At 63.0% G+C, this 22,414-nt stretch carries 16 protein-coding genes and 3 pseudogenes; 8 read left to right on the top strand and 11 right to left on the bottom strand.

Annotated elements, in window-relative coordinates:
• Positions 1–12: 12 nt before the first annotated feature.
• A complete protein-coding gene (locus tag ACODS5_RS02270) occupies positions 13–1,266 on the bottom strand; it encodes a serine hydroxymethyltransferase (protein WP_489107804.1) in 1,254 nt (417 codons plus the stop codon).
• Between the two features lie 291 nt (positions 1,267–1,557).
• Here ACODS5_RS02270 and ACODS5_RS02265 point away from each other — a divergent pair, with 291 nt between their 5' ends.
• Both ACODS5_RS02265 and ACODS5_RS02260 read left to right on the top strand, forming a co-directional pair.
• Positions 1,558–2,598, top strand: coding sequence for a threonine aldolase family protein (locus ACODS5_RS02265; protein WP_489107803.1), 1,041 nt, complete (start codon positions 1,558–1,560; stop codon positions 2,596–2,598).
• Positions 2,599–2,611: 13 nt separating this feature from the next.
• On the top strand, positions 2,612–3,277 hold the full coding sequence (locus tag ACODS5_RS02260) for a hypothetical protein (RefSeq protein ID WP_489107802.1): 666 nt from the start codon (positions 2,612–2,614) through the stop codon (positions 3,275–3,277).
• 80 nt (positions 3,278–3,357) lie between these two features.
• Here ACODS5_RS02260 and ACODS5_RS02255 read toward each other — a convergent pair.
• The 4 genes and pseudogenes from ACODS5_RS02255 to ACODS5_RS02240 form a co-directional block, all read right to left on the bottom strand.
• Positions 3,358–3,897, bottom strand: a pseudogene (locus tag ACODS5_RS02255) (methyl-accepting chemotaxis protein); the annotation flags it as partial.
• A 324-nt stretch (positions 3,898–4,221) separates the two neighbouring features.
• Positions 4,222–5,250: pseudogene (locus ACODS5_RS02250) on the bottom strand (cache domain-containing protein); the annotation flags it as partial.
• A 272-nt stretch (positions 5,251–5,522) separates the two neighbouring features.
• Positions 5,523–5,825 carry a cell division protein ZapA gene (locus ACODS5_RS02245; protein WP_134689887.1) on the bottom strand — a complete coding sequence of 101 codons (303 nt, stop codon included), beginning with the start codon at positions 5,823–5,825 and terminating at the stop codon, positions 5,523–5,525.
• Positions 5,822–6,052: a hypothetical protein gene (locus ACODS5_RS02240; protein ID WP_134689888.1), complete on the bottom strand. Its 231-nt coding sequence runs from the start codon at positions 6,050–6,052 to the stop codon at positions 5,822–5,824. Before ACODS5_RS02240 ends, ACODS5_RS02245 begins: the two co-directional genes overlap by 4 nt.
• Positions 6,053–6,289: 237 nt before the next feature.
• Here ACODS5_RS02240 and ACODS5_RS02235 point away from each other — a divergent pair.
• Positions 6,290–7,099, top strand: a pseudogene (locus ACODS5_RS02235) (MCP four helix bundle domain-containing protein); the annotation flags it as partial.
• Positions 7,082–7,954 (top strand): methyl-accepting chemotaxis protein, encoded by an 873-nt coding sequence (locus tag ACODS5_RS02230; protein ID WP_489107845.1) that lies wholly within the window; start codon positions 7,082–7,084, stop codon positions 7,952–7,954. The pseudogene ACODS5_RS02235 and the gene ACODS5_RS02230, both read left to right, overlap by 18 nt.
• A gap of 21 nt (positions 7,955–7,975) precedes the next feature.
• Here the strand turns inward: ACODS5_RS02230 and ACODS5_RS02225 are convergent, their stop codons facing one another.
• A complete protein-coding gene (locus ACODS5_RS02225) occupies positions 7,976–9,808 on the bottom strand; it encodes a flavin monoamine oxidase family protein (RefSeq protein WP_489107801.1) in 1,833 nt (610 codons plus the stop codon).
• Between the two features lie 182 nt (positions 9,809–9,990).
• On the opposite strand from ACODS5_RS02225, the gene ACODS5_RS02220 reads away from it, so the two are divergent.
• Complete coding sequence (locus tag ACODS5_RS02220; protein ID WP_489107800.1) at positions 9,991–11,403, top strand: purine-cytosine permease family protein; 1,413 nt, start codon at positions 9,991–9,993, stop codon at positions 11,401–11,403.
• Complete coding sequence (locus ACODS5_RS02215) at positions 11,400–12,251, top strand: nitrilase-related carbon-nitrogen hydrolase (RefSeq protein ID WP_489107799.1); 852 nt, start codon at positions 11,400–11,402, stop codon at positions 12,249–12,251. Before ACODS5_RS02220 ends, ACODS5_RS02215 begins: the two co-directional genes overlap by 4 nt.
• Here the strand turns inward: ACODS5_RS02215 and gbcB are convergent.
• Positions 12,245–13,345, bottom strand: coding sequence for a glycine-betaine demethylase subunit GbcB (gene gbcB / locus ACODS5_RS02210; RefSeq protein WP_134689893.1), 1,101 nt, complete (start codon positions 13,343–13,345; stop codon positions 12,245–12,247). The two genes, ACODS5_RS02215 and gbcB, sit on opposite strands and share 7 nt — an antisense overlap.
• Before the next feature lie 298 nt (positions 13,346–13,643).
• Here gbcB and gbcA point away from each other — a divergent pair, with 298 nt between their 5' ends.
• Complete coding sequence (gbcA, locus tag ACODS5_RS02205; protein WP_134689894.1) at positions 13,644–14,936, top strand: glycine-betaine demethylase subunit GbcA; 1,293 nt, start codon at positions 13,644–13,646, stop codon at positions 14,934–14,936.
• Between the two features lie 219 nt (positions 14,937–15,155).
• Complete coding sequence (locus ACODS5_RS02200) at positions 15,156–15,611, top strand: REP-associated tyrosine transposase (protein WP_489107798.1); 456 nt, start codon at positions 15,156–15,158, stop codon at positions 15,609–15,611.
• Positions 15,612–16,172: 561 nt separating this feature from the next.
• On the opposite strand, the gene etfB is transcribed toward ACODS5_RS02200, so the two are convergent.
• The 4 genes from etfB to dgcA all read right to left on the bottom strand — a co-directional run bounded on the left by etfB (position 16,173) and on the right by dgcA (position 22,407).
• A complete protein-coding gene (gene etfB, locus ACODS5_RS02195; RefSeq protein ID WP_134689896.1) occupies positions 16,173–16,943 on the bottom strand; it encodes an electron transfer flavoprotein subunit beta in 771 nt (256 codons plus the stop codon).
• A 10-nt stretch (positions 16,944–16,953) separates the two neighbouring features.
• Positions 16,954–18,186, bottom strand: a complete 1,233-nt coding sequence (gene etfA, locus ACODS5_RS02190; RefSeq protein ID WP_489107797.1) for an electron transfer flavoprotein subunit alpha — start codon at positions 18,184–18,186, stop codon at positions 16,954–16,956.
• Positions 18,186–20,138, bottom strand: coding sequence for a dimethylglycine demethylation protein DgcB (gene dgcB, locus ACODS5_RS02185; RefSeq protein ID WP_489107796.1), 1,953 nt, complete (start codon positions 20,136–20,138; stop codon positions 18,186–18,188). The genes etfA and dgcB overlap by 1 nt, the downstream gene beginning before the upstream one ends.
• A gap of 208 nt (positions 20,139–20,346) precedes the next feature.
• The gene (gene dgcA / locus ACODS5_RS02180) at positions 20,347–22,407 is read right to left on the bottom strand and encodes a dimethylglycine demethylation protein DgcA (protein WP_038707195.1); all 2,061 of its coding nucleotides are present in this window, start codon (positions 22,405–22,407) and stop codon (positions 20,347–20,349) included.
• Positions 22,408–22,414 lie beyond the last annotated feature (7 nt).

Raw genomic sequence — 22,414 nt, 5'->3', positions numbered from 1 at the left:
GTTCTGCTCCACTCAGCGGTAGACCGGGAAGTCGGCGCACAGCGCGGCGACGTTCTTGGCCACATCGGCCTCGACATCGGCGTCGCCCAGGTTGTCCAGCACATCGCAGATCCAGCCAGCCAGGGCCACGCACTGGGCGACCTTGAAGCCACGGGTGGTGACGGCCGGGGTGCCGATGCGCAGGCCCGAGGTGACGAAAGGCGACTGCGGGTCGTTAGGCACGGCGTTCTTGTTGACGGTGATATGGGCGCGGCCCAAGGCGGCGTCGGCGTCCTTGCCGGTCAGGCCCTGGCGAATCAGGCTGACCAGGAACAGGTGGTTGTCGGTGCCGCCCGACACAACGTCGTAGCCGCGCTCGATGAACACCTGGGCCATGGCCTGGGCGTTTTCGATCACTTGCTTCTGGTAGCTCTTGAACTCAGGTTCCAGCGCCTCCTTGAAGCACACCGCCTTGGCGGCGATCACGTGCATCAACGGGCCGCCCTGGGCGCCGGGGAACACCGCGGCGTTGAGCTTCTTCTCGATCTCTTCGTTGGCCTTGGCCAGGATCAGGCCGCCACGTGGACCGCGCAGGGTCTTGTGGGTGGTGGTGGTGACCACGTCGGCGAATGGGATCGGGTTGGGGTACAAGCCGGCGGCGACCAGGCCGGCGACGTGAGCCATGTCGACGAACAGCAGCGCGCCGACTTTATCGGCGATCTGGCGGAAACGCGGGAAATCCAGGGTCTTGGAGTAGGCCGAGAAGCCGGCGACGATCATCTTCGGCTTGTGTTCCACGGCCAGGCGCTCGACTTCGTCGTAGTCGATCAAGCCGGTTGCGGTGTCGATCCCGTATTGAACCGCGTTGTACAGCTTGCCCGAGGACGACACCTTGGCGCCGTGGGTCAGGTGGCCGCCGTGGGCCAGGCTCATGCCCAGGATGGTGTCACCGGCCTGCAGCAGGGCCAGGTACACGGCGCTGTTGGCCGAGGAGCCGGAGTGCGGTTGGACGTTGGCGTAGTCGGCGCCGAACAGCTGCTTGGCGCGCTCGATGGCCAGCGCCTCGACTTTATCCACATGCTCGCAGCCGCCGTAGTAGCGCTTGCCTGGGTAGCCTTCGGCGTACTTGTTGGTCAGGCCGCTGCCCTGGGCCTGCATCACGCGCTTGCTGGTGTAGTTTTCCGAGGCGATCAGCTCGATGTGATCTTCCTGGCGTTGCTCTTCGGCATTCATCGCCGCCAGCAGTGCGTCGTCGTAACCCTGGATCTGGTCTTGCTTGCTGAACATCGTGTATCTCCCGGCAGCGATCGTTTCTTGTCTGGTGAGGGTTTTCCCACCCTTTGCAGCGATGGTATGACCGGGCACGGCGGTACAGATGCCTGCGCGCGCCTTGCAATGGCGCGTTTACGACATTGACCTGCAAGCGTCGCACGGGCCTGTAGGAGCCAGCCTTGCTGGCGAACCGCTTTGACTGCCAGAGCAAGGCTGGCTCCTACCGGTAAGCGTCGTGGCCTGTATAGGCAACCGCCAAATCGATGGTTTAGAGTGCGTGCCTGCGTCGTAAAAAGGACAGGCGTCATGACCAACAACAACCAGCAATTCGCCAGCGACAATTATTCCGGTATCTGCCCCGAAGCCTGGGCCGCAATGGAAAAAGCCAACCAGGGCCACGAACGCGCCTACGGCGACGACCAGTGGACCGAACGCGCCGCCGAATACTTCCGCAAGCTGTTCGAGACCGACTGCGAAGTGTTCTTCGCCTTCAACGGCACCGCCGCCAACTCCCTGGCCCTGGCCTCGCTGTGCCAGAGCTACCACAGCGTGATCTGCTCCGAGACCGCCCACGTCGAGACCGACGAATGCGGCGCGCCGGAGTTCTTCTCCAACGGCTCCAAGCTGCTCACCGCGCCGAGCGTCAACGGCAAGCTGACGCCGCAATCGATCCGCGAAGTGGCGCTCAAGCGCCAGGACATCCACTACCCCAAGCCGCGCGTGGTGACCCTCACCCAGGCCACTGAAGTGGGCAGCGTGTACCGCCCCGACGAGCTCAAGGCGATCAGCGCCACCTGCAAGGAGCTGGGCCTGAACCTGCACATGGATGGCGCGCGCTTCAGCAATGCCTGTGCGTTCCTGGGTTGCAGCCCGGCGGATCTGACCTGGAAAGCGGGCGTCGATGTGCTGTGCTTCGGCGGTACCAAGAACGGCATGGCGGTGGGCGAGGCGATCCTGTTCTTCAACCGCCAGCTGGCCGAAGACTTCGACTACCGCTGCAAGCAGGCCGGGCAACTGGCGTCGAAGATGCGCTTCCTTTCGGCGCCGTGGGTCGGGCTGCTGGAAGATGGCGCCTGGTTGCGCCATGGCCAGCATGCCAACCACTGCGCGCAATTGCTGGCGTCGCTGGTGAGTGACCTGCCGGGAGTGGAGCTGATGTTCCCGGTGGAGGCCAACGGGGTGTTCCTGCAGATGCCGGAGCATGCGCTGGAGGCGCTGCGCAACAAGGGCTGGCGCTTCTATACCTTCATCGGCAGCGGCGGCGCGCGGTTCATGTGCTCGTGGGATACAGAGGAAGCGCGAGTGCGCGAACTGGCGGCGGATATCCGCGCCATCGTCGGCGGCTGATTGAATGTATTCAATGCCCCACAGCTACATATCCTTTCAAGAGGTAATGTGCAGGCTGTGGGGCGGGTTACTCGCCAAGAGGAAAACTCTCTGTAGCACGCAAAGGCCGAATTACAACTGGCATTTCTTCCAGTTGCACCTCCAGCTCAACGGCCTAATGATCATCGCTCCTCGACTGTTCAACAACACGTCAGGCAAGCATAGTCATACGGAGATTTTCAAAATGGCCTTTACAGTAGTAATCAACAAGCAAGCATTCAGCGTGCATGATCGGTTCAAGCAAATCATTGCCAGCGTGGCTGTGGGGGAACAGCTGTCGCTACATGCAGAGAACGTATCAAATAATATTATTGTAACAAAATTCACATCTATCCTGAATGATGACTACACAGTACAGGACTACCTGTTTGAAGGCACCGACACTAAAAGCGATTCGGATGCAGATTCCAAACTAACCACTAAAGATATTGGGGATGAGGCACGTTTGTGGGGATTGACTCCTAGACCCCACAAGGTCTCGGATGAACTGGCCTTCTACTTCTCTCATCTCCAGCAAAAATCCATTATCAAATACAAAGGCGTGGAATATTATCTGAATAAACGCCACACAAATATCATTACTTATCAAGCGCCGTTTGGTGGCGGTCTCTTCTCACAGCTTTATTTCGAAAAAGTGTAACTTCAGGCAAGCATACAGTTTGATTTTTCAGAGGCTCGGTATAGGCCGATTGGCAGCAGTTGCCAACCGGCTTCTGCAGTTCAGAGCCTGAACCCACCCATCTGCCGCGCCAGGTCATCGGCCAAACCACGCAGCGCCTGGCACTCCTCGCGGCAATCCTGCACCTCGGCGGCCGTCTGCCGCGCCAGGTCGGAAATGCCCTGGACCGTCCGGTTGATCTCCTCGGTCACCGCCGACTGCTCCTCGGTGGCCGTGGCCACCTGCTCGTTCATGCCGCTGATGCGCTCGACCTGATCGGTGATCGCACCGAGCGACGTACCGGTACGCTGACTCGACTCGACCCCGCTGCCCGTTGCTTCGCGCCCGGCCTGCATCGAAGCCACTGCCATGCCGGCGCCGTGCTTGAGACGCTGGATCATCTGTTGCACTTCGTCGGTGGACACCTGGGTGCGTCGCGCCAAGGTGCGTACTTCATCGGCGACAACCGCGAAGCCCCGGCCCATCTCACCGGCCCGCGCTGCCTCGATGGCGGCGTTGAGCGCCAGCAGGTTGGTCTGCTCGGAGATGCTGCGGATCACCGCCAGTACTTCATCGATCGAGGCAACCTCGTCGGCCAGCTGGGTCACGGCCTCGGCAGCGCGCCCAATCTCCCCGGACATGCCCTCGATGTTGTGGATGGAGCGGCGCACCACCTCCCGCGCCTGCAGCGCCTCATCCCGCGCCGATTGCGAGGCGTGGGCGGCGGAGCCGGCGTTCTGGGCGATATCCTGCACGGTCAGGCCCATCTCGTGCACGGCGGTGGCGACCATCTCGGTCATTTCCTGCTGGCGGCCCGAGCGCTCGGCGGTGTTGTCCACCACCTGGGTCACCTGTTCCACCGATTGGTGCAGGCGTTCGGTGGTGCGCAGCACCTCGCCGATCAGACCGCGCTGGCTGTCGAGAAAACGGTTGAAGCCCCGGGCCAGATCGCCCAGTTCGTCCTGGCGCGCATCGTCCAGACGGTGGCTGAGGTCGCCCGCACCACTACCGATCTGCACCAGCGCCGCCGTGACCTGGCGGATCGGCCGCACCAACCCGCGCGCCAGCAGCACCACCAGCAACAACGAGATCAGCGCCACGCCGCCGCCAATCAGGCAGGTCTGCCAGATGGCCTGGCGCGCCTGGGCGTAGATTTCGGCTTCCGGCACTTCGGCCACCAGCGTCCAGTTCAGGTCACGCAAGGGTAAGCCCAACGCCAGGTAGTCCTCACCATCACGTTGGAAACGGCTGCTGCGCAGGCCCTCACCGCCCACCAGCACAGCCTTCGCCGCCTCGACGTCCAGTTGCTCGGCAAGTTGACGCTTGCCACTGAACTGCTGGTCGGGATGGACCTGGATCAGCCCGTCGTTGCGCACCAGGAACACCTTGCCGTGCTCGCCGAAGCTGAAGTCGTGGATCAGCTTGGACAGTTCGGTCATGCGCAGGCCCATGCCAGCCACGCCCACCAGCTGGCCGGCCTTTTCCACGCGATAGTCGATGAACAGCGCCAGCTCCCCCGTGGAGCCATCGATGTCGATGTTCAACATGCGGTCGGCGCCGCTGTCGATGTAGCCGTAGAACCAGTTGTCCTTGGGGTTGGCACGGCTGAGGGTGCGGTCCAGGCCTTTTTCGTTGTAGTAGTTGCCGCTCACCGTAGAGGCGAACAGGGTGGTAAAGGCGTGGTTGCGCTGCTTGGCGGCGTCGAGGTACTCGATGAACGCCGGCAGCGCGGCGGAATCTTCACCGGCAGCCAGCCAGTCGCGCAGCAGGGTGTTGCCGGCGATGTCCGCGGCTGCCACCAACGGGCGGCCAAGCATGCGCTCGATATCGTTGCGGATGGCTTCGATGCTGGCCGGCAGCGCCGTGTCGACCAGGTAGCGCTCGGTGAGGCGGTTGAGCGCCACCGTGTAGATCGCCACTACCACCAGGATGCTCGCCAGCAGGGCTGCGCCCATGCTCGCGATCAATTGCCACTGGATGCTTCGCCGCCAGATGCGCATATGCCACTCCCCGATAATTATTGTTTTTCGGGAAGTGTATACACTTAAGTATCCAGTTGTTCCAGTGATCCGCGACAAGGCCTGGCACGCATAGCGCTCCAGCGGGCAGGCCGAAAACAGCGTAGGAGCCGGCTTGCCGGCGAACACCGGCGCGGCCGGTGCCATCCAGCACGGTGCCTGATTCGCCAGCAAGGCTGGCTCCTATGGTTTAGCCGCGCGCAGGCGCGTCAGACGTCGGAGACGGCCTTGCTGATGGCATCGACCGTGGCGTCGATCTGCGCCTGGGTGCGCTCGAGGGTCTGGGCGTGCTCGCGCTGCAGTTCGATCTGCTTGGAGCACAGGTTCAGGGCCGCCAGCACCAGCAGCTTGTCGCCGATCAGGGTCGGGTAGTTGCGCTTGGTTTCGGCCAGGGCGACGTTGAGCATGCGCACGGCCTGGGAGAGCGTTTCCTCCTGGCCTTCAGGCGCCTTGAGCGAATAGTCGTTGCCCAGGATCGACACGACGTTGACCGGCTGCGCTTGCAGTCTCATGCGTTCACGACACCCGCGCTGGCGCGCTCGACCAGGGCCTGGATGCGGGCGGCGGTGGCGCCGTGCTTCTCTTCCTGTTCCATCAGGGACAACTGCAGGCTGTCGTTCTCTTCCTTGGCCTGGGCCAATTCCTGGCTGAGGCTGGTGTTCTGTTCGCTCAGCTGGGCGTTTTTATGCATCAGGTCGCTGACCAGTTGCTCGAGTTGATTCAGGGAAGTTTCCAACATGCGTCTATCTCGGGTTGTTGCAGAGGGCGCACACGATAAGGAAAAACCTGCGCCCCCGCCATTAAATATAGGATTCAGGAAGTGTTTACCCGGTCAGGTTGACAGGCCAACCCCTGCCTTGTTCCGACCTGGATCAACCGCTGGTCAGGAAAATAGATAGCTGGCTCACAGTTTCATCATTTCGGCCTCAAGACTCGGCGGTCACGACCGATAGCTCGGCAGGTCACTCTTCGTCGCATGGATCGCGGCACCTCATCTGCCTTGGAAACCGCCTCCATGTCCCTACGCAATATGAATATCGCGCCCCGCGCGTTGCTCGGTTTCGCCGTGATCGGCGTACTGATGCTCGGCTTGGGTATCTTCTCGCTGATCCAGATGGGTAACATCCGCCAGGCTGGCGTGACCATCGAGGAAGTCAGCGTGCCCAGCATCAAGACCCTCGACGAGCTGACCGCGCTGAACCTGCGCCTGCGCACCCTCTCCTACCGCCTGCTGCTCAACCGCGAACCGGCCACCCAGCAGGAGACCCTGCGCCTGCTCGACCAGCGCAATGCGCAGATCGACAAGGCCCGCCAGGTCTATGAGCCGCTGGTCACCGCCGCCGACGAGAAGGCCGCGTTCGCCCAGTATGGCCAGTTGCTCAATCAATACCGCCAGCTCGAGGCGCGCATGCGCAGCCTGAGCCAGGCCGGCGACCTGGACGCCCTGCGCGACCTGCTCAACAGCGACCTGCTGGCCAACTCCGAGCAGATCAACAAGGTGATGGATACCCTGGTGCGCATCAACACCGACCAGACCGCCGACACCAACGCCGCCGCCGCCAGCCAGTATGCCGGCGCCTTTGCCCTGGTGATCGGCCTGCTGGTCGCCGCCACCGTGCTGACCCTGCTGTTCGCCTTCCTGCTGACCCGCAGCATCGTCAAGCCCATCGAGGAAGCACTCAAGGCCGCCGAGCAGATCGCCGAAGGCGACCTCACCCATACCATCCGCCCCGATGGCACCGACGAAGCCGCGCGCCTGCTGCAGGCCATGGCCAAGATGCAGGACAAGCTGCGCGACACCCTGCAGCTGATCGCCGGCTCCGCCACCCAGCTGGCCTCCGCCGCCGAGGAGCTGAACAGCGTCACCGACGAAAGCGCCCGTGGCCTGCAGCAACAGAACAACGAGATCGAGCAGGCCGCCACCGCCGTCACCGAGATGACCAGCGCCGTGGAAGAAGTGGCGCGCAATGCCGTGAGCACCTCCGAGGCCTCCGGCGAGGCCAGCCGCTCGGCCGGCGATGGCCGCGACCTGGTGATGGAGACCGTGGGCGCCATCGAGCGCATGAGCGGCGACGTGCAGGCCACCGCCAAGCTGATCAGCCAACTGGCCGAGCAGTCCCGTGACATTGGCAAGGTGCTGGACGTGATCCGCGGCCTGGCCGACCAGACCAACCTGCTGGCGCTCAACGCCGCCATCGAGGCCGCCCGCGCCGGTGAAGCCGGCCGTGGCTTCGCCGTGGTCGCCGATGAAGTACGGGCCCTGGCCCACCGCACCCAGCAGTCCACCAGCGAGATCGAGCGGATGATCGGCAGCATCCAGGGCGGCACCGAGCAGGCCGTGGACTCGATGCGCACCAGCACCGAACGCGCTGAATCGACCCTGAACATTGCCCGTGGCGCGGGCCTGGCGCTGGACACCATCGCCGGCGCGGTGGCGCAGATCAACGAACGCAACCTGGTGATCGCCAGCGCCGCCGAGGAGCAGGCCCAGGTGGCCCGCGAGGTGGACCGCAACCTGGTGAACATCAACGACCTGTCGGTGCAGAGCGCCACCGGCGCGCACCAGACCAGCGCGGCGAGCGCCGAGCTGTCGCGCCTGGCGGTGGATCTCAGTGGCCTGGTCTCCCGCTTCCGCGTTTAAGGCCTGGGCAAAGCCGGTTCATCAGCCTCCCGATGAACCGGTTCGGTTTAGCTGTCGAAGCGGCGGCAAGTCAGCCAGGGCCACGGGCTTTAGATCCTGCCATTGCGAGAGCGGCCCGCCTTGCACAACCGAGCCGTCGTTGAATTTCCTGGCCAGCTTGTCCACTGCATTCAAAGCGGTCGTTACCGCGCCTTCGGCCCAGCCGCCGGTCCAGGACACATCGTCACCGGCCAGGATGAAACCATCGTCGACAACGCCGTTGCCGCCATCGTGGAACTGGCTGAACAGCAACCTCTGGTATTCGTACTGTCCCGGCAGGTTCATCTTGAAAGCGCCCAGATAAAAGGGCTCGCCCTCCCAATGGATCTGCGCGAAAGGGTCGCTGCCCTCCAGGCGCCCACGCAAGCCCAGTCCTGGGTAGATCTGCTCGAGCAACGTTGTACACAACGCGCCGTTTGACATGTCTGGCTGCCCAGCCAGCAGCTTGAGGCTGTCATCGTTCCAGGTATACGAAAGAAACAGGCCAGAGCCTTTGTAGGGGCCGTGGCTGTCCGCGTAGTCCACCAGGTAGGTACCACGCGTCAGGCGGTCGGAAAGCGTGATACTCATCAACTGACGGCCTTGCTCGTCCCGCTGCTTCCAAAACGCATCCTTGGTTGCCGCGAAGACTTTGGTCGACTGCATGTAATGGGTGTACATCACCGCTTCCCATTGCTTCTGACTGAGCAGTGGCCGTTCGGGCGCGGCATGGCGATAGCGGAACTTGTCGAGAAGACGCACGTGCGGCGTGTAGACCACCGCGGCAAACCGCTGAATGTAGTCCTGCTGGGTATCCAGGTCGCGCAGGCTGACCTCGAAATGGCCATCATCCAGGCGGCTGACCAGGCTCACTTGCTGACGTAACGGGTCGTGGCCCGGCAACGCGTCCCGGGTCAGCGTCTCTACAGTAGCCTCGGCTTGCCAATACACTTGTTGATCGCCAAAACTGGCCGCACTCTGGGTCCACAACCGCTGCGGCAATTGCTCGGCGCCATCGCGCATCAGTTGGTGCGATACATCCAGGCCGGTGTACAACACTCGCAAGACTTCCAGAAAACTGTTGGGGAAATCTGTGTTCCACCCACCGGTGCCGAAGCCGATCTGGCCGAACAGGTTGATATCCGATGCAGGCCAGCGGGCCTGCTCGACCATCGCGGCATGGAAACTCAAGTTGTCCCAGCCGTGGGCCAAAATGGTGTTCCAGATAGTTTTTATACGGCCTGTATCGACACTTCCGTCGGACATGGCCCGTTCCATTTGCGAAAACAGAATCGGCTGTTGCTCGAGGAACTCACCAAAGAAGCGGTCCTCGATGGCTTTAAACTTTTCAGGCCGCGCAAACTTGCCCTCATCCCCTTCGAAGTAGTACTTGACGCCCTCGTAGTCGACCACTGTACTTACTGCGGCGACACTGCCTGGGTTGGGGAAGTCTTCACTGTTTTCACGCATGCGCACTTTTGCAAAATAGTGCATCAATGTTCTGCCGGACACCGGAAAACGCATGGCGCCTCGCTCGAACGGGGTGTTCCCCAGCGCCGTCGAGAACATGCGACCACCGACCCGCCCACTGGCGTCGACCACAACTGGTCGCAGGCCCATGCGCATGCATTCATAACCCGCCACCAGCCCCGCTACACCGGCACCGACCACCAGTACAGGCTGGCCCAGGTGTTCCGTCGTCACACTGCCCAAGGGGCTTTTCCCCTTGCTAGCCAGGTAACCGGCATAGTCGAACGGGAAGTCCGGAACCAATGCACTGACAGCACCGGCACGGGCCAGCAAGTTGCGTCGCATTCTATTGGGGGTGGCGGCCATATGGATTATTCCTCAGCAAATAGTCAGTTTTTCCCAAGCCTTTTAAGAAAACACCTACGCACATTTTCTTCATATTGGGCTATTAATTCGCTCCCCAACACTGACAAAAGTACCAGTTGACAGCTTTTTCCAATGTCCCGGACTGTCATCCAAGGCAAATATTCAAGTCACCTGGAGCTGCCATGCCTTGCGCAAAACCCGACAACAAGCGTCTTGAAGTCGAAACCCGCAGTATCGAGCAGGTCCCTCACGAGGAACGTCATGGGCAGGCCTGGCAACTGGGGCCTTTCTGGTTCACCGGCAACTTCGTGCTCACGACCATGGCGACCGGGTTCATCGGCCCAGCCAGCGGCCTTGCCGCACTGCACGCGATTCTCGCGATCGTTCTCGGAGTCGCCCTCGGTACCCTGTGCATGGCCTTGCACGCCAACCAGGGCCCGCGCCTGGGGCTAGCCCAGATGATCCAGTCACGGGCCCAGTTCGGCATTCGCGGCGCGGTCCTGCCATTTGCGGTGGTGGTCTGTGTCTACATCGGTTTCAACGTGTTCAACCTGACACTGGCCAGCCAAGCGCTAAGCCCTGTAGTGGGAGGCCCCAGCATGTTGTGGCAGGGGTTGTTCCTGGGGGTGGCGATGTTCATCGCGATCGTCGGTCACGACCTGCTGCACACCGTACAGAGGTGGCTGACCTATCTGCTGATCGGCGTGTTCGGCCTGCTCAGCATCAGCGCTCTGAATACCCTCGAGCTCGACAGTGTGCGGCCCTTGCAGCCGTTCTCCTGGGCGGTATTCATCGCTCAGATGTCGGCCGCTGCCGCCTATCAGGTCAGCTATGCCGTCTACGTTTCCGATTACTCGCGCTACCTGCCCAGCGACACGCCCGCCCGCCGAGTCATCGGTTGGACCTACCTGGGCGCAGCCACATCGGCCATCTGGCTCATGTCGCTGGGCGCCCTGGCGAGCTCCGCGCTGCCGGGCAACGGCCCGATCAGTTATGTAACGCAACTGGGCGACCTGATATACCCGGGTTTCGGCAGCTTGGCGGTGCTGCTGGCAGTACCGGCGCTGGTCGGCATCATGGCCGTCAACTGCTATGGCGCCATGCTCACCGGTGCCAGCGCCCTGACTGCATTCCGCCCCTTGCGTCCTGGCTCGGGGGCGCGCATCGGCGGAATCGGCCTGGTCGGGCTGGCGGTCTATCTGATCGCCATCGGCCTTCCTGAAGGGTATCTGGAAAGCTTCAGCCTGTTCCTGCAGATGATGCTGTACTTCCTGCTGCCCTGGAGCGCGATCAACCTCACCGACTTCTACCTGCTGCGCAAAGGACGTTATGTGATTGCCGACCTGTTCGATACCCAAGGCATCTACGGACGCTGGGCGCTGCCCGGAATACTGGCTTATGCCGGGGCCCTGCTGGCCATGCTGCCATTGGCCAGCATCGGTGACTACAGCGGCTGGATGGTCACTGTGTTGGGTGGGGTGGACCTGGCCGCGCCGACCGGGTTCGCCGTGGCAGCCCTGCTCTATTTCTACCTGACACGCCAACGCGACCATCAGCGTGAAACCGTACTGTGGGCCAAGGAAAACCAGTCATGAACAGCATCCAGCGCGTGGCCTGCCAGCAACTGGCTCCCGAACTCGGCCAATCCGAGCGAAACCTGGCGCGTTCCCTGGCGGCAATCAGCGAAGCTGCGCATGCCGGGGCGCGATTGGTGGTACTGCCGGAACTGGCCCTCAGTGGCTATGCATTCCGTGATCGGGCAGAGGCCTACGAACTCGCCGAGGAACGTGATGGTCCGGCCTTGGCCGCCTGGGCCGAGCGGGCATGTCGGCATGACGTGATCGTGGTTGGGGGGTTCTGTGAGCGCCTGGCCGACGGTGCAGTGGCCAACAGTTCGGTGCTGATCGAGCCAGACGGACGGCGCACCTTCTACCGCAAGGCCCATCTGTGGGATCGCGAGACCCTGATCTTCACTCCCGGCGACCAGCCTCCACCGGTTATCACCACCGCCATCGGTCGGGTCGCGATGATGATCTGCTACGACCTGGAATTCCCCGAATGGGTACGCCTGGTCGCACTTTCCGGGGCCCAACTGCTGTGCGCGCCAGTCAACTGGCCTGATGGGCCTCGCCCCCGCGGACAACGGCCTGCGGAGGTGACTCGGGTCCAGGCCAATGCCTCGCTCAACCGCCTGTTCGTGCTGGCCTGCGATCGCAGCGGCGAGGAGCGTGGGGTTCGCTGGGTGGGCGGCTCTTCGCTGGTGGATGCCAACGGCTACCTGCTCGCTGGTGGCGAAACCCTCGATCACCCCCAGTTATTACTGGCCGACATCGCCCTGGAAGAGGCCGATGAGAAACGCATCAGCTCGCACAATCATGTACTGCATGACCGTCGCCCGCAGCTCTACCACGGCCTGCTCCGAGCAGTGCCCTGCGCTCAATAGTCGATGCGCACATCGCCCTTCGGCACGCTGCAGCACGACAGGATGTAGCCCTCGGCCTCATCCTCCTCGGTGATCCCGCCGTTGTGCTCCATCTGCACCTCGCCACCGAGCTTGAGCACCTTGCAGGTGCCGCAGATGCCCATGCCGCAAGCCTTGGGAATCATCAGCCCGACCTTGGCCGCCGCCGCATGCACGGTCTCGCCCGGGGCCACGCGAATGCTCTTGTCGCTGCCGACGAACTCCACCAGGTTGAGGTCGGCCACGTCCAGTTCCGGCGCATCGGCCGCCGCTTCGGCGTGTTCCACCGCGTCGGCCTTGGCCTCCGGCGGCGTAGCGCCGAACGACTCCTCGTGGTAGTTCCTCATGTCGAAGCCGACCGCCTCGAGCATGCGCTTGACCGCGTTCATATAGGGCGTAGGGCCACAGCAGAAGATCACTCGCTCCATGTAGTCCGGCGCGATCAACTCCATCAGGCGTTGGTTGAGGTAACCGCGATACCCCGCCCATGGCTCGCCCAGGCCGTGCTTCTCGCAGACGATGTGCAGGCTGAAGTTGGGGATGCGCGAGGCCATCTGCTCCAGCTCGCGGTGGAAGATGATGTCTTTCGGCGAGCGCGCGCTGTGCACGAACACCATGTCGACGTTGGCATTGGTGTCGTAGAACCAGCGCGCCATGGACATCACCGGGGTGATACCGACGCCACCGGACAGGTACAGCACCTTGCCCGCCGGGAAATCGATGGCATTGAACAGCCCCACTGGCCCGTGCACCGGCAGCTCGGCGCCTTCGTGCATGGTGTCGTGGAGGAAGTTCGACACCAGCCCGCCCGGCACCCGCTTGACCGTGATCGAGAAGCTGTAGGGCACCGACGGCGAGCTGGAGATGGTGTACGAACGCATCACCGGCCGGCCTTCGATCTCCAGCTCCAGGGTGACGAACTGCCCCGGTTTGAAGAAGAACATGATCGGTTGGTCGGCCATGAAGCAGAAGGTGCGCACGTCCCAGGTCTCCTGGATGACCTTGACGCAGCGCACGATATGGCGGCCATTGGTCCAGGTCTGGGTGGTGACCGGATTGAGGAAGGTATCGGACATGTTCATCTCCAGCAGCCGACTGTCGGCCTTTCTTATGGCTCCGATAATGCGCATCCGGCCGCCGCCGTACATTCCCATCCGCGACATCGGCGTGCTTATCGCGACCAGCCCCGCACTACAGGGGCTGGCGCGTCGGAATTCGATTCGGCCATGTCGCCCATGGACATGGTCGTTTCAGTGCCCGAACGCACACTCCTCGGCAAAACCAACTGCTGATTCCAAAAGCAGACAGCCTTGCGGCACAACAACAACGATTAGCCACCTTTTGCTGGCCGCATGCGGCCCCGAGGACCACACGATGGACGTCACCGCAACCCTGAGCCTGGGCGATCCACTGGAACCTGCACGCAAGGCCACAGCCGAGATGCTGCAGACCCGCGAGCGTACCTACTCGCTGCCGCAGCCGTTCTATTGCGACGAGCGCCTGTTCCAGATCGACCTGCAGGAGATCTTCCACAAGGAATGGCTGATCGCAGGCCTGGTGTGCGAAATCCCGGCCAAGGGCAACTACATCACCCTGCAGATCGGCAAGAATCCGATCATCGTGGTGCGTGGCGCCGAGGGCAAAGTGCATGCCTTCCACAACGTCTGCCGCCACCGCGGCTCGCGCCTTTGCGTCAGCGAAAAGGGCAAGGTGGCCAAGCTGGTCTGCCCCTACCACCAGTGGACCTACGAGCTCGACGGCCGCCTGCTGTTCGCCGGCACCGAGATGGGCGTCGACTTCGACATGAACCAGTACGGCCTGAAGCCGGTGAACGTGAAGGTGGCTGGTGGCTACATCTTCATCAGCCTGGCCGAGAACCCGCCGGCCATCGACGAGTTCCTCGCCACCCTGGACCACTACATGGAGCCGTACGACATGGAGAACACCAAGGTGGCGGTGCAGACCACCTTGATGGAAAAGGCCAACTGGAAACTGGTGCTGGAGAACAACCGCGAGTGCTACCACTGCAACGGCTCGCACCCGGAATTGCTCAAGACCCTGCTGGAATGGGACGACACCAACGACCCGCGCGCCAGCCAGGAATTCAAGGACCACGTCGCCGCCTCGGCCGCGGCCTGGGAAGCCGAGAAGATTCCCTACCTGCACAAGAGCCATGGCTTGCGTAACCGCATCGTGCGCATGCCGCTGCTCAAGGGCACCGTGTCGATGACCATGGACGGCAAGGTGGCATGCAAGAAGCTGATGGGCCGGATCAAGAACCCGGACCTGGGCTCGATGCGCATCCTGCACCTGCCGCATTCGTGGAACCATTGCATGGGCGACCACATGATCGTGTTCACCGTGTGGCCGATCAGCGCGCAGGAGACCATGGTCACCACCAAGTGGCTGGTGCACAAGGATGCGGTGGAGGGGGTGGATTACAACCCTGAAGAAATGCGCAAGGTGTGGGACGCGACCAACGACCAGGACCGCCGCCTGGCCGAGGAGAACCAGCGCGGGATCAATTCCACGGCGTACCAGCCAGGGCCTTATTCGAAAACTTACGAGTTCGGCGTGGTGAATTTCATCGATTGGTACAGCCAGCGGTTGCTGAACAACCTTGGCGCGGAGCCGGCGGCTTATCTCAAGGAGATCAAGGCGCAGTAGTCCGCTAACACTCCCAATCCCGTAGGAGCCAGCTTGCTGGCGAACCTCCTGCCTCCTGATGGGTTGGTTCGCCGGCAAGCCGGCTCCTACGGGTTTGCGCATTGCCCGTAGGAGCCAGCTTGCTGGCGAACGCCCGCTGTTGTTACATCCTGCCTCGATAGCACCCACGCCTAAATGTGCTCGCCACCTAGACTTGTCCTGGTACCAGGGAGGTCCACCATGCGAATCGCACATGCTCACCGGCTGCGTACCGGACGCTACTCTGAAACTGGACGTCGCTACATCGTCACCAGCGTGGTACTGCACAGACAACCCATTTTTCTGGAACTGCGCCTCGCCCGCGCACTCATCACCGAACTGCGCTTCGCCCACGAGCAACAATGGGCGCATAGCCTCTGCTGGGTTGTGATGCCCGATCACTTCCACTGGTTGATCGAACTGCGAGACACCGATCTTTCCGAGCTTATGCGCAAGGTCAAATCCAGAAGCACGCAGCGAGTAAACCGCATAGCCTCCCGCCAAGGCCGCCTGTGGCAAAAGAGCTTCCACGACCATGCCCTGCGCAAGGATCAAGACCTGCGCGCCACCGCCCGCTACATCGTCGCCAACCCACTGCGCGCCGGACTCGTCACAACCCTGCGCCACTACCCTCACTGGGATGCCATGTGGCTTTGATCAGAAAACGATCAAACGTGTGCAGCCCGCAAGCTGCAAGGCCGCGCGCCATGCACAAACACTTTATCCACAGACCCGCCAACAGCAATTGTGGAAACTGTTGTCCAGGGCCAGTGATCAAATATTGACCAAACTTGCGTAGCCCTCTGATTCAAAGGCCTGGGAGGGTATCCGAACACCTTTTCCACAGGGTCGCCAACAGACTTTGTGAACGAAAGTTCTGCAGCATTGCCCAGCACTGTGGATAAACCCCAAAACGCCCGTAAATCAGCGACTTCAAGCAAAAACCAAAGCTATTGTTCAATTTTTGATCAAATCCACGCAGCCCATATAAATCAAAGGCTGCAGAACTAACCGAACATATTATCCACAGAGCGACCAACAGCGATTGTGAGTAATGTGAGTACCCCACCACCAGACAAAATAAAAAGCCACGGACAAAGCCGTGGCCACTATTGAATAAAAATTGATCAATCTTTCACAGCCCCCGTAAATAAAGGGCTGCATCAACAGACAAACACTTTATCCACAGAGAGGCCAACAGTTTTTGGGTAAAACCGCTCAGCGCAACACGCTCTCTTCCACCAGCAGCTTGAGGATTGCCTCGGCACCTTCCTGTGGAGAAACATCCTTGAGCACCTTGCCACCGCCGCCGCTGGCCTTCGCCGTCGCCGCCTTCATGCGGTCGGCACCACTCTTGGCCTTGATCACCTTCAGCCGCTTGGGCCGGGGACGCGCCGGTTGCAAGGCCTCCTCGGCCAATATCGGGTCGTCCACCACCACCACGCTGCGCGCCGCCAGCACACCCCGGCGCGCCGGGCCAAACGCGCTTTGCCGAGGCTTGGGCGCGGCGTTATCCACAGTGGCCAGCAACGGCAAGCGCACTTTCAGTCGGCGACGCTGCCCCCGTGGCAAGGCCTGCAAGACCTGGGCAGTGCCATTTTCGATGGATTCCACCTCAGCCAAGCCCACCACCAGCGGCCAGCCGAGCTTCTCGGCCAACAGGAACGGCAGCATGCCCGAGCCCTCGCCCGTCTCGGCCTGGCTGCCGGCCAGCACCAGCTGGGCCCCGGCATCGCGCAGGTAGTCGCCGAGCACGCCCAGCACATCGGCGCCAGCGGGCTGCTCGAGCACATCGAGGTGCGCCAGGCCCATCCCCAGGTAGCCACGCAGCGCCTCCTCACGCGGGTCGCCGGCATGCACCACCTGCAAGTTATCCCCAGCCAGCTGCAAGCCCAGTTCCACCGCCCGGGCATCCTGCTCGGCTCGCCGCGCACGACCGGAGCTGGGGTGGGCGCCTATGGAAACCAGGCTGATGACTTTCGTACTCATGCTCGCGCCCCTATGCCGCGTCGCGCTGGCCGCCGCTGCGGAAGTTGTCCACAGCCTCGATCAGTGCCTGGAGAATCGCCGAGCTGTCGCCAATCACCGACAGGTCGGCCCGTTTGATCATGTCGCAGCCTGGGTCCATGTTGATCGCCACCACCTTGTCGCAGGCGCCGATGCCTTGCAGGTGCTGGATGGCGCCGGAGATACCCACAGCCACATAGACCCGCGCCGTGACCCAGGTGCCGGTGGCGCCGACCTGGCGGTTGCGCGGCATGAAGCCGTCGTCCACCGCCACCCGCGAGGCCCCTTCGGTGGCGCCGAGGGCCTTGGTGGCCTGGTGGTACAGGTCCCAGTCCTTGACGCCGTTGCCGCCGGAAACAATGAACTCGGCCTCGGCCATGGCGATGGCGGCCGGGTCCACGGCTACCGAGCCGAGGTCTTCGATGCGCGACAGGCTGCGCGCCAGGCCTGTGGACAACTCCACGGGCAGGGCTTCGTGGCGGGTTTCGCTCACAGGCTCCGCACATTCGGCAGCGGCCAGGATCAACCGCGGCATGTCGCGCTGGATATCCTGCTGACCGGCGCCGGCACGGCCGATGCACTGGCCATCCTTGACTTGCCATACCCGCGTCGCAGGGCGTTCACCCACGGCCGCGCCGAAGCGCCGGCCCAATTCACCGCCACCGGTGCGGCTGTCGGGCAGCAGCCAGTGGCGCGGCGCGAACTGGTTATCCACAGCCCGCAGACCCTGGACCAGTTGCTCCGGTGCATAACCTTCGAAGGCCTCGCCCTCGATGACCAGCAGGCGGTCAACGCCGGCTGTGGAAAAGTTGCTTTCCTTGTGTTCACCGAACACCACGGCCAGCACCGCGCCGTCGTTGCCGGCCAGGCTGTGGGCCAGACCGAGCAGGTCGCGGTCGTGGCTACCGAGGCGGCCACCGACCATGTCCGGGACCACGGCGATATAGAACGCGGGCGCGGCAACCTGGTGCAGCGGCAGCTGCACCAGGGTGGCTGCTGTGCGCCGCCCACCCACACCAGTGCCCTGCTGTGCGCCACTGCGATCGATACGCTTGAGGCCGTTGGGGCCGATGAAGCCGGCAGCAATGGCATGGGGGTTCTTGCGCATCAGGCCGTTGGGGCCCATCCAGCTCGTCTGTTGCGTCTGCATCGCCGCATGCAGCGGGTGCAGGCGGTTACGGGCGATCCACTCGGCGCGTGGGTCGCGGCGGATGATGTCGCTCATCAGTGCACCTCCGCAGGTTCACGTTTGGCCGCCTGCGACTTTGCGCTGGCGGGGGCCTCATCTTCGATCAGTACATCGGCGACCAGCTCGGCAAGGTCCTTGATCTGCGGGCGCGGTTCGACCACGCCCTCGAGCATTGCCGTGCACTGCGGGCAACCCACGGCCACCAGCTCCGCTTCGGTCTCACGGATATCGTCCATGCGCATGTCGGGGATACGCTGCTTGCCGGGGATATCGGTGATCGGCGCACCGCCGCCACCGCCGCAGCAGCGGGAACGCAAGCCGGAGCGCTGCATCTCGCGCACTTCGATACCGAGGGCCTTGAGCACGTCACGCGGGGCCTGGTACTCGCCGTTGTAGCGGCCCAGGTAGCAGGGATCGTGATAGGTGACGCTGCCGCCCTTGTGCTGGCCGAGGTTGAGCTTGCCGGCGGCGATCAGTTCGGCAATGTAGGTGCTGTGGTGCTGCACCTGGTACTCGCCGCCAAGGGCGCCATATTCGTTCTTCAGCACATGGAAGCTGTGCGGGTCGCAGGTGACGATGCGCTGGAACCTGTACTGGGCAAGGGTCTGGATATTGCGCTTGGCCAAGTGCTGGAACGTCGCTTCGTCACCCAGGCGCCGGGCCACGTCACCGCTGTCGCGCTCTTCCAGGCCGAGCACGGCGAAGTCCACGCCCGCGGCCTTGAGCACCTTGACGAAGGCGCGCAGGGTGCGCTGGTTGCGCATGTCGAAGGCGCCATCGCCCACCCAGAACAGCACCTCGGTGGTTTTCACCTGCGCCAGCAGCTTGAGGTTGAGGTCGGCGGCCCAGTTCATCCGCCCGCCGGGGGCGAAACCGCCGGGGTTGTCGGTGGCGATCAGGTTGTCCAGCACCTCGGCGCCCTTGTTCGGCGTGGCGCCTTTTTCCAGGGTCAAGTGGCGGCGCATGTCGACGATGGCATCGACGTGCTCGATCATCATCGGGCATTCCTCGACACAGGCGCGGCAGGTGGTGCACGACCACAGCGTCTCGGCATCCACCAGGCCGTTGACGATCGGCTGGTGCGGGTGGCCGCCATGCTCGCCGATCGGCTTGCCCGGGTACGGGCTGCCGGCGAACCGCGCATCGGTGCCACCGGCAAGGCCGATGACCATGTCCTGGATCAGTTTCTTCGGGTTCAGCGGCTGGCCAGCGGCGAACGCCGGGCACATGGCCTCGCATTTGCCGCACTGCACGCAGGCGTCGAAACCGAGCAGTTGGTTCCAGGTGAAATCGACGGGTTTTTCCACACCCAACGGCGCGTTGGGGTCTTCCAGGTCCAGCGGCTTGAGGCCGGTGGAACGGCCACCACCAAAGCGTTCGGCGCGGCGGTGCCAGGCCAGGTGCAGGGCACCGGCGAAGGCGTGCTTCATCGGCCCGCCCCAGGTCATGCCGAAGAACAGCTCGGACACGCCCCACAGCACGCCGATCCCCAGCAGTGCGACCAATACCCAGCCGCCTGTGCCTTCAGGCAGGATCCCCGCCACCGGCAAGGTAGCAATGAAGAAGCTCGCCGCGAACATCAGCAGGCTCTTGGGCAGGCGCATCCACGGGCCCTTGGACAGTCGGGAGGGCGGGTTCAGCCGGCGTTTGAAGACAAACAGGGCACCACTGAACATGATCACCGTGGCCACCAGCAGGGCGTAACCGAGGATCTTGCTGTGCAGGCCAAAGCCATGCACCAGGATCGCCAGCACGGCCGAGAGCACGAAGCCGCCGGCGGTGGCCACGTGTGTCTTGGACATGTACTTGTCGCGCTCGACCACATGGTGCAGATCCACCAGGTAGCGCCGCGGCATGGCCAACAGGCCGCCAAGCAGATCGACCTTGCTCGGCCGCCCGCGCCGCCACATGCGCACCCGGCGCAGGGCGCCGAGCACCGCCAGGCCAAGGGCGGTGAACAGCAGGATGGGTAAGAGGGTGTTCAACATGGGAGGCTCCCACAAACAGCTGGATTCTTGCGCCACTCTCAAGAGGGGCGCGGACCCCTGTAGGAGCGGCCTTGTGCCGCGAAAGGGTCGCGAAGCGGCCCCAGCATTTGAGTAACGCTACAAATTGCCGGGGCTGCTACGCAGCCCTTTCGCGACACAAGGCCGCTCCTACAGGGGGGCCAGTCCCGCCTCTAGCGAGGCGGTGCGATCAGAAATCCTTGCACAGGCGCAAGGCGTCATAGATCGCCGCATGCACGTTGCGCTGGGCCACGCAGTCGCCGATGCGGTACAGCAGGTAACCCTCGCCCGGCTGGCTGAGGATCGGCTGCGGCTTGATGGCGAACAGCGCCTCCACGTCGATCTGGCCCTTGTTGCGCGAACCGTCCTTGAGCGCGTAGTACAACTGCTCGTCGGGACGCACACCGTTCTCCACCACCACCTGGTCGACCACCCGTTCTTCCTTGGCGCCGGTGTACTCGTTCTCGAGCACCGCCACCAGCTTGTCGCCTTCGCGGTAGACCTTCTCCAGCATCATGTCGCCGGTCATGATCACTTCTTTCGGATACATGCTGCGGTAGTAGGTCGGGAAGGTGGTGCCGCCCATGGCCACGCCCGGCTTGATGTCGTCGGTGACGATCTCGACCTGGCTGCCCTTGTCGGCAATGAAGTCGGCCACCGACATGCCGGTGAACTCGCAGATGGTGTCGTACACCAGCACGTTCTTGCCTGGGGCGACCTTGCCGTCGAGCACGTCCCAGCTGCTGACCACCAGGCCTTCGGCAGCGCCCCAGTGCTCGTTCTGTTCAAGGAACGAGTGCCCGCCCACAGCCAGCACGATCACATCCGGGCGCAGGTCCTGGATGGTCGCCACATCAGCGGCGGTGCCCAGGCGCAGGTCGACCTTCAGGCGTGCCAGCTCCAGCTGGTACCAGCGGGTGATACCGGCAATCTGGTCACGCTGCGGGGCCTTGGCGGCGATGGTGATCTGCCCGCCGATCTGCTCTTTCTTCTCGAACAGGGTCACGTCATGGCCACGTTCGGCTGCCACGCGGGCCGCTTCCATGCCAGCGGGGCCTGCGCCAACCACCACCACCTTGCGCTTGACCCCGGTGGTCTTCTCGATGATGTGCGGCACGCCCAGGTATTCACGGGAGGTGGCGGCGTTCTGGATGCACAGCACATCCAGGCCCTGGTACTGGCGGTCGATGCAGTAGTTGGCACCGACGCACTGCTTGATCTGGTCGATCTGGCCCATCTTGATCTTGGCGATCAGGTGCGGGTCGGCCATGTGCGCGCGGGTCATGCCGACCATGTCCACGTAGCCGCCTTCGAGAATGCGCGTGGCCTGGTTCGGGTCCTTGATGTTCTGCGCGTGCAGCACCGGTACCTTGACCACTTCCTTGATGCCGGCCGCCAGGTGCAGGAACGGCTCCGGCGGGTAGCTCATGTTGGGGATGACGTTGGCCAGGGTGTTGTGGGTGTCGCAGCCCGAGCCGACCACGCCGATGAAATCGAGCATGCCGGTAGCGTCGTAGTAGGCCGCGATCTGCTTCATGTCCTCGTGGCTGAGGCCATCGGGGTGGAATTCGTCGCCGCAGATGCGCATGCCCACGCAGAAGTCGTCGCCGACTTCCTTGCGCACGGCCTTGAGCACTTCCAGGCCGAACTTCATGCGGCCTTCGAAGGTGCCGCCCCATTCGTCGGTACGCTTGTTGACCCTGGGGCTCCAGAACTGGTCGATCATGTGCTGGTGCACCGCCGACAGCTCGACGCCGTCCAGGCCGCCTTCCTTGGCACGCCGCGCCGCTTGCGCGTAGTTGCCGATCACCCGCCAGATCTCTTCCACCTCGATGGTCTTGCAGGTGGCGCGGTGCACCGGTTCGCGGATGCCCGACGGCGACATCAGCGTGGGCCAGTTGAAGCCGTCCCAGCGCGAGCGCCGGCCCATGTGGGTAATCTGGATCATGATCTTGGCGCCATGCTTGTGCATGGCGTCGGCGAGGTTCTGGAAGTGCGGGATGATGCGGTCGGTGGACAGGTTGACCGAGGCCCACCACTCCTGCGGGCTGTCGATGGCCACCACCGACGAGCCACCGCAGATCGCCAGGCCGATGCCGCCCTTGGCCTTCTCTTCGTAGTACTTCACATAGCGGTCGGTGGTCATGCCGCCGTCGGTGGCATACACCTCGGCGTGCGCGGTGCTGAGCACGCGATTGCGGATGGTCAACTTGCCGATCTGGATCGGCTGGAACATTGCTTCGAAGGCCATGACGCTA

Source organism: Pseudomonas sp. FG47 (assembly GCF_057809115.1).
Note: the sequence above shows the minus strand (reverse complement) of the source record. Positions and strands in the feature narration are given on the sequence as shown.